At 34.3% G+C, this 15,212-nt stretch carries 8 protein-coding genes; 1 reads left to right on the top strand and 7 read right to left on the bottom strand.

Features of this window, described 5'->3' with window-relative positions:
* The 7 genes from D5R40_RS23600 to D5R40_RS23575 form a co-directional block, all read right to left on the bottom strand.
* The coding region (locus tag D5R40_RS23600) for a tetratricopeptide repeat protein (RefSeq protein ID WP_124147198.1) at positions 1-245 on the bottom strand (245 nt) is incomplete at its 3' end.
* Between the two features lie 253 nt (positions 246-498).
* Positions 499-1,893 (bottom strand): class I SAM-dependent methyltransferase, encoded by a 1,395-nt coding sequence (locus D5R40_RS23595; protein WP_161565055.1) that lies wholly within the window; start codon positions 1,891-1,893, stop codon positions 499-501.
* Positions 1,874-2,065, bottom strand: coding sequence for a hypothetical protein (locus tag D5R40_RS35945; protein ID WP_161565054.1), 192 nt, complete (start codon positions 2,063-2,065; stop codon positions 1,874-1,876). The genes D5R40_RS23595 and D5R40_RS35945 overlap by 20 nt, the downstream gene beginning before the upstream one ends.
* A gap of 15 nt (positions 2,066-2,080) precedes the next feature.
* A complete protein-coding gene (locus tag D5R40_RS23590) occupies positions 2,081-2,884 on the bottom strand; it encodes a sulfotransferase family protein (RefSeq protein WP_124155297.1) in 804 nt (267 codons plus the stop codon).
* Positions 2,885-2,969: 85 nt separating this feature from the next.
* On the bottom strand, positions 2,970-6,350 hold the full coding sequence (locus D5R40_RS23585) for a glycosyltransferase (protein WP_124155296.1): 3,381 nt from the start codon (positions 6,348-6,350) through the stop codon (positions 2,970-2,972).
* A gap of 660 nt (positions 6,351-7,010) precedes the next feature.
* On the bottom strand, positions 7,011-7,598 hold the full coding sequence (locus tag D5R40_RS23580; protein WP_124147194.1) for a Uma2 family endonuclease: 588 nt from the start codon (positions 7,596-7,598) through the stop codon (positions 7,011-7,013).
* A gap of 22 nt (positions 7,599-7,620) precedes the next feature.
* Entirely contained in the window at positions 7,621-14,475 is a 6,855-nt protein-coding gene (locus D5R40_RS23575; RefSeq protein WP_205127683.1) for a tetratricopeptide repeat protein, read from the bottom strand.
* A 224-nt stretch (positions 14,476-14,699) separates the two neighbouring features.
* Between D5R40_RS23575 and D5R40_RS23570 the strand changes: the two genes are divergently transcribed.
* A complete protein-coding gene (locus tag D5R40_RS23570) occupies positions 14,700-14,999 on the top strand; it encodes a hypothetical protein (RefSeq protein ID WP_124155294.1) in 300 nt (99 codons plus the stop codon).
* The last annotated feature ends 213 nt before the right edge of the window (positions 15,000-15,212 follow it).

Here is a 15,212-nt window from a genome sequence, read left to right as displayed (position 1 = left end):
TCTGCTTTTGCTTGTTGTTGTAGAGCATCCCCGATTTTTTGATGTATTCCTGGGAGGTTGGGGTTGAGTTTGAGGGCGTTTTGGTAAGCAGTTACACATTCTGGCCACTGTTCCAATTTTAATAGTGCTTGTCCCAAATAATGGTATGCTTCCCAGTTATCTTTTTCAACTTCGGTAATTTTGCGATAATACTCAACCTCTTTTTTCCACTGAAATTGCTGAGAATAGGTTTTTGTTTTGTACATAGACAACTTGAAATGTTAAACCAGGAAATAGAGCTTAATAATCAATAGACATCTCCAGAAAAGAGGGATTAGGGAGCAGGGGAAAATAATTGATGATTTCTGTATGATAATTGATTTCCTGTTTTTATTATTGGAGATGTCTAATAGACTACCTATATTCAGGATTACTTCATTTGGTAAAATTATCTCGCTCGACTAATTAATGTCAATTTTATAGTAGTTAGCAATCAATCAATAATAATAACAAAAGGAACTAAAAAGTTGAAATTTCTTCAGGTTTTAATATTACTTGAGCAATGCGGTGTGCTTCTATGGGGTCGTTGGCAAATTTTTTTATTGGTAATAAATAACCAAAACGCACATACTCCCAATAAATATTTAAGATATGTTTAGCACCCGTGTCATCAAGAATTAAAATACTATTATTAGCAGCCAAACGTATACTGTTACTGATATCTGTTCTACAAATATTTCCACCATGACCACCATCTACATGAAGAACATCAAATTTAATATATCTATTCTTGACGGCGATCATCGGCAAAACATCTCGTGAGTCTCCTTTATAAAAATAGAAGCGGTTGGGATACTTCTTTTGTAAAAATTTTGCTGCTAACTCCGTGTAACTATGACGACAAATATCAACACAATGCAGCTCAATAAATGGATTGTGATATAGGGTAATTAATGCGCTATGACCTCCGTTAAAACCTATTTCAAGCATTCTTCTCCTGTTTGCTGTAGCTGCAACTAAGTTTTTTCTCTTCAGCACTAAATGAGGTGCATTACATGGAGGAGTATTTTGAAACATATCACTCGTCCAGCCATTCAAATAACAAATATTACCTTCAAGAGGAGTATTTGTTTCTGCAATTACAGAGTTTAACTCAAACAAAGATTTTAAAAAATCTGGATTTTGTGTGGGATCTGAAGAGGTTTCAAGTTTCTGTTCAATTTCTTGCATCTTACTATGTTTATGCTTATTATTTAGCTTTGTGTCCTGTTCATGATTTGAGTTTTGATCAGAAAAATTTAAGCTCTCAGGTTCTTCTCTCTGCTCGTATTTGTTTTCCCAAACTTTCGTATTTTGCCAAAAAAACTGATTAGCTAGCGGAAGCTGATGCTCTGGAATAGTTTTTTCTTTAATTGCTTCAACTTGAGTAGGTTTAGGACCATGAAAGTGTATAATTTTAGCATTAGTATTTAGCTTCCAATAAGAACGCCAATTCATCATACTATCTAATCTATCCCATTTTTTAGAGAAAAACTGATTGTATGCTCCTTGATCAAAAGAAGGAAAAATACCATTATTATCTTTGATAAATTGATTAAAATCTTCGTAGACTTCTTGCTGTTTTTTGACATTCATATAAAGCACTCCCGAATTCAAGAAATCCAATTTAGTAGGATTTTCTGGCGCTGCTGCCAAGTATTCGCACTTTATACTGCTCAAATATTCAACTACATCACCTACAAACATGACATCGCAATCTGTATATAATACATAATCGTCAGCAATACTATTAATCTCCATTATTTTCGGTATTTCTACTCTCAAATAAGCTCCACAAGCCATCTTAAAGCTTCTTTCAGCCATATTCTTTTTAAATACTTCATAATGAGGTGTTCTATGAAAAATTAATTTCACACCATTTTTTTCTAACCATCTTGTTAGTTCGTTGTTTTCTTGACCATCCATCATATATACAAAAAGCTTCCAGTGAAGTGTTCTGTCTAGCAGTCAGAACAGCAACTTTCACCATTTTGCTAATGTCTGCAAATTTAGGACCTGCTTCATTCAGTGCAAAAAACCACTTCATAGTTAAAAATCTTCCTTAATTTATGTTAAAAAACAAATCTTGAAACTCTGCTGTTTTGTCAAGTATTTTAGTACAGGTTTCTTGGGAAAACTTATCTTTATATTCATTAATATAAGAACTAGAAACAGTGTCATTGTAGACATTATCAAATTTCTTACTTTCTTCTTGAAAATGCAAATAAGAGTTGTCAAATTCTAGTCCTATAAATTCAAAAATTTTTCTAGCATTATCTACTGGATTAATACAAAGTGACTCATATTGAATCAGGAGAATTTGGTCACCTAAACCATTTTCTACTGCCTCCTTCCAACCATTTGCATAAGATAAATATCTTTCGCAATGCGAATCAAGATGCTCCTTGACCCACTTTTGTACCCCTAGCCCCGATCTTTTAGCCCAAGACCATAAAACAGCTCTAGGGTCTCGGACAATTACTATACATGGTACGTCTGGAACTTTTGCCAAGACCTGAGATAATTTTTGCATATACTTGGGCGTTTTATCGAATATCAAAGCACCTTCTTGCTTAGTAATCAGTCTAGTTTTTTCCTTCAATCTTTTATAAGCATCTAACCAAGTATTTGCCTGGCAAACATACTCTAATTCATCATCTTTAATTCTCCAACTTAGTTTAGTCATGGAGTTGTAGGGTTCAAGTGATAAAAACTCTGGCATCTTTTCTGCCAACAAAAGACCACATTCAAAACCGCTATATAGATTAGGGTATTGCCTAAGTATTTCTGAAATTAGAGTAGTTCCACCTCTTTCATAACCACATATAATGGCAGCTATCGAACTTTTATCTGTAACATTATCCATTCTTCGTTTCTCCTGATATCGAATAGCCAAGTAAAATTAGTTATCTATCGGCTTAAAAAAAATACAATACTTAAATTTTGACTACCTACTTTATCATATACTGGTGAAATTTTATTTTTCCGAGCAAAAAAATACTTCCATCTTGAAGAACAGTTTTTATAAAAATTTCTCCTTCATCTGGTATTTCAACGTATCTTAATTCGGTTTCAAAACCACTGTTTTCAGCTCCAGGTACTTGATAAACATTGGCAACGTCAGGTCTGTTCTGATTCACAGGAATTTCACTGAGAATATTACTATTGCAGACTATCTTAATTGTTTGAGCTGGAGAGTTTTTACCAATTACCCAACCCCTAATTAAAATTGCACCTAAGTCAAAATGTTTTCCGGGTGTTGGTGAATCTATACTATATCCTAGAAGTGCTTCAGGATGATGTTTTGGCAAAGAAATGGGTGATATCTCAATGTAAGTCTTTAGTTTAATAAAGTAATCTTCTCGCTTTTGACTTAGATTAGGACTGTAACAAGGATCGTGTGCAATAACTTTTCCCCACCTCTGCTGCATAATTTTTGCCTCTCGCTGATATCGAGCTTTTTTTTCTGGAGTGTCTTCATATCCACGACTCTTGGACTCGTAATGGTATAAAACAACATGAGGTAAGTTAATATTACGATAGCCTTTTTGTTGAATTTTCAGACACAAATCAACGTCGTTATAAGCCACTACTAGCTCTTCATCAAGTCCACCAACTTCCTCATATACTTCTCGCCTGCACATTAGACAAGCTCCTGTTACTGCTGAGTAATTATTGACAGTAATTAGCTGACAAAAATACCCTGGAGTATTGTCAGGAGAACCTTTGTGACTATGGCCTGCCACATCACCAATTCCCACGACTACACCAGAATGTTGGATAGTATCATCTGGGTATAGTAACTTTGCACCAACAGCACCAATTGTTGGTCTTTGTACTTGCTCTACCATTCCTTCTATCCAATCTGGTGTTTTAACTTCTGTATCATTATTTAAAAGTAGTAAATAATCACCATTTGCCTTGGTTACAGCATAGTTATTAATCTTTGCATAGTTAAATGGAATATCAAGTTCATAACACTTAAAGCGCTTTGGTTCTCTATTTTTCCAGTAAGCAATAATCTCTTTAGTTTCTTGTTCATCACTACCATTATCAATTAAAATAACTTCATAGTTAGGATATGTACTTTTCTCAAAGATAGAGTGGAGACACTGATTCAAAATATTGCCTAAATTTCTAGTAGGAATAATTATGCTTACAAGCTTGTATTCTTTGATTTCATACCTGACTGTATAATATCCTAAAAACTCCTCATTCATAATTATTTTGCCATTTTCTCCACGACGCTTAATAGCTTCTGACAAGACTTTTACGGCTGCTTGATAAGCATAGGGTTTAGCATCAGTACCACTAGCAGAAGAAGCTGCATGAATTCGCCAGTGATATAGTATTTTAGGGATGTGAAAAATTTTGTCAGTTTTCTCAGTTAATCTAAGAACTAAATCATAATCTTGACTACCTTCATAACCTAATCTAAATCCATTTATTTCATTTACTAGACTACGACGATAAACTCCTAAGTGACAGCTATACATTCTTGATAAAAATGTGTCTGGAGACCAGTCTGGTTTGAAAAACGGACTAGACCTTTGCCCTTGTTCATTCAAAAAATCTTCATCACTGTAAATCATATCTGCATCAGGGTTTTGATTTAGCAGTATAGCTACTTCATATAGAGCATCTGGTGTTAGCAAATCATCATGATCTAATAAAGCAATAAAATCTCCTGTGGCAATTGATAAAGCAGAATTTGAAGCAGCAGAAATATGACCATTTTTTTCTCTAAAAATTGCTTTTATTCTTTCGTCTTGAGCAGAATATTCCTCCAATATTTTTCTCACATGAGGCATAGAAGAAGCATCATCAGCAAGGCATAATTCCCAGTATGGATATATCTGATCTTGTACTGACTGAATCATCTCCCGTAGCAGTTCTTCTGGGGGATTAAAAATTGGTACAATAATACTAATTATTGGCTTGTATTCTAAGCTTTCTATGACATCAGGCATTCTTACAATGTCCGACGGTTTCGGTGAATTTTCTTTCAGCCACAAAGCATAAAGTGCTGAATCTGTGAAAAATTTTTGAAATGCCTGATTCAGTCTTTCTTTTCTGTTTAATAAAAGCTTTAGTTGTACTTGTGCTTCTTGATAATCAGATTTAAGTAGAAGAGCCATTCGATAAAAAGCTATTGCTTTATCTAATCGACTGTGCCAAGCATAGGTATTTCCTAAACCAACATAAAATTCCGGATTATCTGCCTTAATACTAATAGCACAATCATAGTTTTCTGCCTGGGTTAAGGATTGTTGATTTGTCTGTTTATAATAAATAGATAACTTTTTTTTATTAACTTCATGTAAACTATGGTCTAGTTCTATCGCACGATTATAATAAACCTTTGCCTTAGCTATCAAAGCATTTCCCAACCCTAAATACAACTGTGCATCATCAGGCTTAATTTCTAAAGCTTTTTGATAACTCTCAACATCCATTGGATCGTTCTCAATAGCTTGTCGATAATAACTCAATGCTTCTTCTAATTTTCCTTTAACTTGCTGATGCAATGACTGATTTAATTTTTCTTCCACTTTTGGGGAAAAGTCAGGTTGAATTTGCATAAATTTACGATATACATTAACCGCTTCTTCCCACTTTTCTAACTTAACTAATACATCCCCCAACTTATAATAACCCCAAGCAAAATCAGGATTCAACTCAACAGCCTGACGATAAGCACTAACCGCTTCTTCCCACTTTTCTAACTTAACTAATACATCCCCCAAATTATTATAATACCAAGAAAAATCTGACTTTAATTCTATAGATTTATTATAAGCATTAACTGCTTTTTCTAACTCTTCTATTTCCTGCAATAAATTACCTAATTTATGATGTACTTCCCACAATTCAGGATTAATTTCAATGGCTTTTATATAAGCCTTTATGGCCTCTTCTTTTTCTCCTTTTTCTACTAAATTATCGCCATTAGTGTGATAATCATCTGCCAAATTGGAGTTGACTATAACTGCATTAGTAGCAGTAGTGTTCTCTGACTCTTGCTCCTCTTGTTTCGCTAATATTTTCTCTAACGGATAATCAGATATTGTCAACTTTTTACTAGGTTCTATTTGTTGTTGAGTATTGGTTGTTTTTTCCTGAAGTTTATTTTCTAAATCTGCCAAATACTTTCTTGCTTCTTTCCAGTCAGGAGCTAATTCAATTGCCTTACGATAAGCAGCGATCGCTTTTTTCCATTCACTCTTTTTTGCGAAAACTTTTCCTAAGCTAAAAAAGTTTTTTGCCTGCTTAAAATTGATTCTTTGCTGTTGTGTAGGTAGGGAATTTTTTGTGGGAGTTTTTAGCATCATCTCTATCTCCGGTCTTAAATATATCTTATTGGTGGGTTAAGTTGTATCGTAAGTTCAATTGTTAATTAGGAAGATTATCCTAGTTTCATGCACCCTATATCTTCAAAAAGTTATCTTTTAATAAATTACTCTCAGAATAAATCAGTATCTGGGAATTTTTTAATATTTCTACACCTTACTCTGGTCAATAAATCTCTAATTATCACTTTTGGATGTTAATTAACTAGGCTAATTTTGTCCTATTTTTAATATATTATTAGCTATTACTAATAAAACACTAATTTCACAGTCAAATCCGGAAATAATTGATTAATCAGGGAACAGGAATTAACGAAGTCAGAAGTCAGAAGTCAGAAGTTAGAAGTTAGAAGTTAGAAGTTAACCCACCCCCTAACCCAACCCACCCCCGCCCCTCCCAGGAGGGGAGCCAGGAGGGGAAGTAGGGGATTTGAGCAAGCATCCAAAAATATTTCGCCTTAAAAGGCGGGATTTAAGACCTAATTATTTTGATAAAATCAATTGAGGATATTTAAAAAGGATTGTATTTTTTAAGAAGGGAAAAGGGAGCGGAGAACAAATCAAAAAAAATCCCTATAAATAAATTCAAGGGATTTGAAAAATATTGTATTTTTTTTATTGAGCAATTAAAGATTTTCTCTATTACCAAATCAATGTTAAATCAAGAATAAATCCTGGCAAAATATTTTCTCCTGATACTGTTTGGGGATTTTCTAATATTTCTACATCCTGCTGTGGTCGATAAATCTCTAATTGTCGTTTTTTTCGATTAATTAACCACCCTAATTTTGCTCCATTTTCCATATATTCTCTCATCTTAGCTCTAGTTTTTTCTAAGGTATCGCTAGGAGACATTAGTTCTACTACAAAATCAGGGCATAATGGTGCAAATTGATCTTGTTCTTCTAATGTTAAAGTATCCCAACGTTGATTACTTATCCAAGAAGAATCGGGAGACCTTTCTGCACCATTCGGCAATTTAAAACCACTGTTAGAATCAAAAACTTTGCCTAAATTTTTTTGACGATTCCAAGCTCTTAGTTGAAAATTTAGTTCTGAATTTCGTTCTCCTGTAATGCTACCAGTGGGCGACATAATAATTAGTTCTCCTGTGGCACTTCTCTCAAATCTTAAGTCGTCATTTTCTTGACAAAGTTGCCAAAATTGTTCGTCTGTTAAGTCAATTTTTAATTCTAATATTGGTGGTAAATAAATGTTTTTATTTTCCATAAATTATTAATCCTTAATCTAGTTAATTTCCTGTTAATTCAATTGCTCGTTGATAAGCTGCTACAGACTCATCAAGTTTACCTATTTCTTGTAAGGCATCTCCTAAAAGATGGTAAATTTCTCCTATATCTATATTTATCTCACTTTCAGAATAATTTTCTTCAGTTTCATTCGCTTCTAATTGAATGACTTCCTGATAATAATTGATGGCTTCTAACCATTCTCCTTTTTCTGCTAAAGCTTTGCCTAAACTATAGTGAGCTTCTAATAATTTAGGGTCTAATTCAATTGCTTGATAAAAACAAGCTATCCCTTGCTGTGTTTTATTCTCTGCTATTAAACCCCTACCTAAAGTACAAAACTCTTGGGCAGTCGCCCAACTGGGATGTTGGATGAGTGCATTGTAAGATAATTCTTCAGCTTCATCAACTTTTCCTTGGTCTAGCAAGACTTCCACTAAACCTCGATAACTATCTTTTAAGTCTGGTGCAAGTTTGATGGCTTTTTTGTATGCAGCGATCGCTTCTTTTTGTCGTTGATGTTGAGCGTATAATTCTCCTAGACTGGCATAAATTTCGCCAAAGTCTGGTTTAATTTCAATTGCTTTTTGGTAAGCGGCGATCGCTTCGTCTGGTTTATTTATTTCTACCCAAGATTTGCCCATTATTTGATAAGCTATTGCATGGGGTTTTATAGAAATTGCCTCTTCACAAGTAGAGATAGCATCATAGAATTTACTATTGACAAATTCTGCTTCGGCTTGTTTAATTAAATCTGCTTGATTAATTTGAGGCAACTTCTCCTTCTCTTTTTTATCTTTTGATTTTGGGTTTAATACCCCGCCATCTACAGGGTGTTGAAAATTGATTGGGTTTTGAGTTCCCATCCACTTTTGACTTTTGACTTCTTCAATTTCTAACTTTTGACTTTTGAGTTTTGAGTTTTGACTTTCGACTTCTTCCATTGAATTTGAATATGACTGCAAAATATCTTCAGGATTAATATGTTGAGGTTTCTTGCCGTTCACTTCTACCTGTTTTTTGACTGAAATATTACTAATTTCCCGAGCTTTTTGAGCATAAATAGCAGCCTCATTTACCTTGCCTTGACGCTTCAAAGTTGTAGCTAAATTTTGATAAGCTGCAGCATAATTTGAGTTTAATTTTATCGCCTTCTGATAACAGAATATGGCTTTAGTTAATTGACCTTGACGACAGAGGGTATTACCGAGATTTAGATGTTGGTCGGGAGTGATGTTTTCCGGGGTTAGAGTGTATGCTTCATACCAACAGTCTGCTGCTTCTGCTTGTTTACCAACTTGAGTCCATGCTTTAGCTAAGTTGCGGTATGCTCCGGCAAAGTCTGGTTTGATAGCAATCGCTTTTTGATAACAGGGTATTGCTTTTTCCCATAATTCCTCTTGTGCATACAAACTACCTAGGTTGACGTGAATTGAAGGATCTTGACTATCGAGGGATATAGCTTTGAGATAATTTTGTTTAGCTTTCTGACGTTGACTAGCACTGCCTATTTTTTGTTGAGCATTACCCAATATTTTGTACGCCATGGCCATCTCTGGTTGTACTGCTATAGCTTGCTGACATTGGGCGATCGCCTGTTCGTATAACCCTTCTTGGTTGTATGCTATAGCTCGTTGAATGTAAACATCGGGTAGGACGACCGCTGATTTTGTTACATCAACATATTGAGCGTTTATTTGTGTATCTATTTTATTGCTGCTTTCTATTTGTGGTCTATCTATTTTTGGTAACGCTTCTTCTATTTTTTCTAATTCGTTACTTGCATCTTTTATTAATGCTTTTTTTTGCTGATTTTTATCAGTATTGGTTAAATTTACTTCAACAGGAAATAATAAGTTTTCACCAGCAGTTTCTGTTGTATCTTTGATATTAAAATCTATTTCTGGTTTTAAAGGGAAGGAATTATTTGTACCCTGAAGTCTGGGAATATTTTCAGATGGTTGTAAATATTTTTTCGATGATTGATGATGGAAATTAAAAACAGCAGCTACTCGATCAAATAACTGCTTGAAAAATTGTTCAAAATATTTTAATGGTGATTGAAAAGTACCAGTATTTCCTACTAACTGAATATCAGAACTACTGACCCGCTCCTGATCTATTGCTCCATCAATTTTCTGCGCAATATCTGGTTGAAAACTATAGATATGATGATTTATATCGCTATTATTTACATAAGTTTTATCTTTTGATTTTGGGTTTAATACCCCGCCGTCTACAGGATGTTGAAAATTGGAATTGGTTGGGATTTGAGTCCCCATCGACTTTTTCTTTCTTTCAACTTCGGTCTTCCTTATTCCTTCTTCAACTTGTGGATTAGAGAGTTGGGAATTAGATTGAAGTTTCAAAGCTTCCCCTAAGTTCTGATATGCTACTGCTAATTTGGGATTAATTTGTATAGCATGACAATAACATGATATTGCTTGCTCTACTAAATTCATTTGTAGCAGAGTATTACCTAAGAGCAAATGTTCTTCTGCTGTTGCTGTTTCTGGTTCTAGAGAATAAGCTTTTTCCCAAAATTTAGAGGCCTCTGCGTGCTGACCAACATGAGTTAATGCTGTTGCTAAATAACGGTTGACATCTGCCATATTTGGGCATATTTCAATTGCTCTTTGATAACATTGGATTGCTTCTTGCCATTGTTGTTGTTGTCCGTATAAACTACCTAAATCTCTATAAATTTCTGGATCTTTTGGTGCAATAGATATCGCTTTTGTATACCACTGCCAAGCTTCTGCTGCCTGACCTTGATTTTGCAGCATTTTTCCTAATCTTTTATAAGCTTCTACATTATCTCGCTCTACAGAAATGTTATCTTGTGATTTTGGGTTTAATACCCCGTCGTCTACAGGGTGTTGAAAATTGGTTGGGGTTTGAGTCCCCATCCACTTTTCCCTTCTTCCTTCTTCAATTTTTTCCTGGTTAATTATTGTTGAATTTATTTGATGTGCTGTATTTTTTGCAGATAAATTAGATGTTTTTTTACCTAAGTTACCATTGACATTGGAGAGGTTTATTATTCCTAATTGAATCGCTTTGCGATAACAAGTATTCGATTCTTCAAAATCACCTGCTTGGGATAATGCTTCTGCAATATTTTGATAAGCTACTGCTGAGTTCGGATTTAATTTTATGGCGCTACGATAACAAGATATAGCTTCTATTAATTTCTGATGTTTTAAGAGAGTATTGCCTAAGTTTATATATTCTTGATCTTTGATTTTTGTGGGTTCTAGACAGTAGGCTTTATATTGAAAAATTGCTGCTTCTACTACTTTTCCAATTTTATGATACGCTTTAGCTATGTTGCGGTGGGCTGGGGCTAAATATGGTTTAATATTAATGGCTTTTTGATAATATTCAATTGCTTCTTGCCACTGCTGTTTACGAGCATATAAAGTTCCAATATTAACATAGGCTTCGGCAAAATTTGGTTGAATATTAATACCCCGTGAATACCACTCAAAGGCTGCTTCTATTTGACCTTCTTTTTGCACAATAATACCCATTGTTTTGCAGGCTTCAGCAAAATCTGGTTTATTTTTTAGAGCTTGTTCGCAAGCTGCTTTAGCTTCATTTAATTTCTTTCGTTCTAAATAGAATAGAGCTTTTTTATGGAAGTGAGTAGCCGCTTCTGTTGGATTAACTTTAGATGCCATTTGATTACTTACTACAGTTCGACTTACATTATCTTCTTCACCTTTTTGGGAAAAGGTTAATACATCAACTTGGGAATTAGAGAGTTTCTTCTCTAGAAGAATTTTTTCCTGAGAAGTTTGTTCCTCGTTCAGAAATTTTACTGTGGGATGGGAATTTACTTTTATTATACTTGCTTGCGATAGCATTTTTTCTAGTTTACTAAGGTTAATTATAATATCTTCAGTGAGGGAATTAGGATACATGATTTGGCGGATTGGGTAATAGGTAAATTCTTCTCCTACTAAGTAGTAATACTTTAATCCTAATTGTTGAGCGATCGCCCAGTAATAATGTTTAATATAGTTAGGAGAAACTAATTCTATTACGGTAGTTTCTGGACTACAAAACATAATATTTGTCAATCCACTACCATGAGGAGAAACTATCACTTTGGCATTAGCAAATAATGATGCTTGCTCTACAACAGAAAGAGTTTCTAGTTCGATAGTAACGAAGCCATATTCACTTAATATATCGATTACTTTTTCTTCATTAATAACTCTTCTATATTTAGCTTTATTCCGACTAATATAAATCCTTTCAGGATAAGAAATTACTTGATTATGCTGATTTTCTTTCCGTTTAAACCCATCTTGAAGTATAGTAGAGAGCGATCCGTTTAAAAATACTTGACGGTGAAATTCCAATGCCCATCTTTCTACCCAAGCTAAATGACTGGAAAAAGATGGAACAATTAATTTTTTAGCTTGAATATAGGGATAGCGATCGCTTTCTATAATTTTATCTTCTGGAATTCCTAAAATCCGGAGAGTTTCCTGTTGAAATGGTTGTTTAGTACTATTAACTAAAAACCAATCTATTTCCTCAAAATTTATACCATTGCGTCGTAATATTTCGATCCGGGGCAATATGTCTACCATCCAATGAAAATAAACGTTTCCTGACAACCCAGATAAAACAGCTACTGTACCGTTTATTTCCTCTAAAGGCGGTAATTCTTCCGTAGTAAAAAACCGATGGTTATTGATATCGTATTTGTCACATCCCGGCAACTGACCTGGGTATTCACGGGAAACTTCAGCTAATAATTGATTTTCTTGATTAATAATGGCAATAGCATTACAAATCATCCAATTATTTTTCTGAGGAACTATCCATGCTCTACCATTTACTACTTCTTTGACGAATTTTGGTGTTTCTGGAAAGTCAATATTTATTTTTTGTGTTTTTTCTCTAGAAAGACTATGAATACCATTTCCTAAATGAATTGGTTGAAGTTGTTTAAATATTCGTTTGAGACAAGGTTTGCAGTTTAACCCTTGACATTTAACTCGATCATTTGAAATTTGACTCCCTATCCACTTCTGACTTCTGACTTCTTTTGACTTCTTTTGACTTTTGAATTCTTCAAAGTTATTGCGCTGTACTAAAACTTTTTCTAATGCTTGAGAAATAGCATAATTATCTTTTTTTCTGGGGTTTAATACCCCGCCATCTACAGAGTGTTGAGAATTAGTTGGAATTTGAGTCCCCATCCACTTATTCCTTATTCCTTCTTCCTCACCCCTTTCAAAGGGGGGCAAGGGGGGATGCCTTCTTCCTTCTTCCTTCTTTCTTCTTCCTTCTTCAAAAGATTCAACTGCCAACCCTAAATGGTAAACAATAATAGCAGTATTGAAGCGTTTTTGTTTAGCTAAACTATTGCCTAATTTGAGATGTAAATCAACATTTAATGGCTGAAATTTCAATGCTTTTTGATAATAATTTTCTGCCTGTGAATATTCACCATATTCAAATAATACATTTCCCAAACTTGAGTAAGTTAAGATTAAATTTTCTCTAACTTCTGCTAAATATAATTTATCTATTTCTTCTGGGTTTAATATCTCGCTATCTACAGGGTTTTGACAATTGGTTGGAGTTTGAGTCCCCATCCAGTCCCGACTTATTCCTTCTTCATTTTGACTTTTGATTTCAGAATTTTGATTTCTAACTTCTTCCTTTTGACTTTTGACTTTTGAATTCTGAATATCGAGTGAGGGCGAATGGCATTCGCCCCTACATATGGCGTTTTCAAGGTTAATTTGCGTAAGTTCTGATTTATCTATTTCTTTTGAGTTTAATATCTCATCGTCTACAGGATATTGATAATTTGTTGAGATTTCAGTCCCCATCCACTCCTGACTTATTCCTTCTTCATTTTGACTTTTGATTTCAGAATTTTGACTTCTTCCTTTTAACTTTTTATTTCTTACTTCTTCCTTCTTACTTCTTACTTCTTCCTTCTTCCTTCTTCCTTTTGACTTTTGACTTTTGACTTTATCTAAAAATCTAGCACAAGCTATTTTTGCTTTTTCTAATTCGTCTAACCCTGTTAACAAATCTGCTTTTTCACAATAACTTTCCACAAAAGAATTACCCTCGTTAGCCTTTTGTAAATGAGGTATTGCTGCTGCCAACTTTCCTAATTCCAAAAAAGAAAAAGCACAATTACTATGAGCAGAAAGATTTTCTGGATACTGCTTGATTATCTCCTGAAAATAAACAATAGCTTCTGAGTGCAAACCTTGTTGTTGATAAACTTTTCCGAGGTTATGAATAGCTACTATTAATTGAGGCTTAAGTGCCAGTGCTTGACGATAATTAGTAATAGCTTTTTCTACTTTACCAAGCTCGAAAAATGCTTGACCTTGGTTGTTGTAGAGAGAAGCATCATCTGGTTTTAAGTTAATAGCTTGTTGAAATATTTCGATTGCTTCCTTAGATCTACCTTCCTTGACTAAAATATTACCCCAGTTACTATAAGCTTGAACTTGAATTAAAATATTTTCCCCCTTAAATTGGCATAAATTAATGACTTTTTGATAACTGGAAATTGCTCGATCTAGTAAACCTTGTTGTTGTAAAACAATGCCAATATTATAGTAAGCTTGAATATGCTGTGGATGATGAGCGATCGCTTGTTGATAATGAATATAAGCTGCTGATAGATTTCCTTGATGCTGAAAAGCTATTCCCAAGTTATACTGAATGTAGTGGAGGTCTGGTACTAAAGTTAATGCTTCTTGGTATAACAATATGGCGGCTTCTAGTTTTCCCTGCTTTTGATATAACAATCCTCTTGAAGCTTTTTCTTCAGCTAACTTCAATGCTTTTGAGGATTCGCTGCTCATATTTGAATAGTAGTGCATTGTGATGAGTTTTGAACTTTGAGTTTATACAATTTGGAATTTTGGGGTAGCGCTCTGTAACCTACCCCGGTTAATCATTGGGGGATTGCCCCTGCAAATTTCATCCTGTAATTTATCAACGCCATTTTTTTTATATCCACTGCCCAAGCACAAAAGTATATTTTATTCCATATTCCATTCCCTATTCCCTGTCCCCTACTAATCAAGTGTTAAATAATTTTGTTCCAGGAGATTCTGGAGTAGACAGTCTCACTGACTTTACTTCAGGACAAGACAAAATACAGCTTGATGCTAATAGCTTCGACGAGTTAATTGGGCCTGGTGATACTTTCAACCCTGACGAATTTACTACTCTTGATGAATTTGCTCAAAATCAAGATGCCAACCTAGTCTACGACTCAGACCAAGGTTTAATGTACTATATTGACGCAGACAATAATGCTATACAATTCCTGCAATTAGATAGTAATCTAGATATTACTGGTGATGACTTTGAAACTATCTAGTTGCAGGAATTGTATAGCAATATTGACGCAGACAATAATGCTATACAATTCCTGCAATTAGATAGTAATCTAGATATTACTGGTGATGACTTTGAAACTATCTAGTTTTTTTTTGAGAAAAAGCTGAAACTAGCTAACCATGCTATTAAGTATCTGTGCAAAATTATTTAACACTTGATTAGTAGGGGACAGGGAATAGGGAATGGAATATGG

Origin of the sequence: Okeania hirsuta (assembly GCF_003838195.1) — a bacterium.
In the GTDB taxonomy this organism is placed as follows: Bacteria; Cyanobacteriota; Cyanobacteriia; order Cyanobacteriales; family Microcoleaceae; genus Okeania; species Okeania hirsuta.
This window is presented reverse-complemented; position numbering and strand designations above follow the sequence as displayed.

Bases quoted from the DNA above. Each gene is read 5' to 3' on its own strand.
- D5R40_RS35945 (WP_161565054.1), bottom strand. From the start codon at position 2,065: ATGAAGTGGTTTTTTGCACTGAATGAAGCAGGTCCTAAATTTGCAGAC.
- D5R40_RS23590 (WP_124155297.1), bottom strand. From the start codon at position 2,884: ATGGATAATGTTACAGATAAAAGTTCGATAGCTGCCATTATATGTGGT.
- D5R40_RS23585 (WP_124155296.1), bottom strand. From the start codon at position 6,350: ATGATGCTAAAAACTCCCACAAAAAATTCCCTACCTACACAACAGCAA.
- D5R40_RS23580 (WP_124147194.1), bottom strand. From the start codon at position 7,598: ATGGAAAATAAAAACATTTATTTACCACCAATATTAGAATTAAAAATT.
- D5R40_RS23575 (WP_205127683.1), bottom strand. From the start codon at position 14,475: ATGAGCAGCGAATCCTCAAAAGCATTGAAGTTAGCTGAAGAAAAAGCT.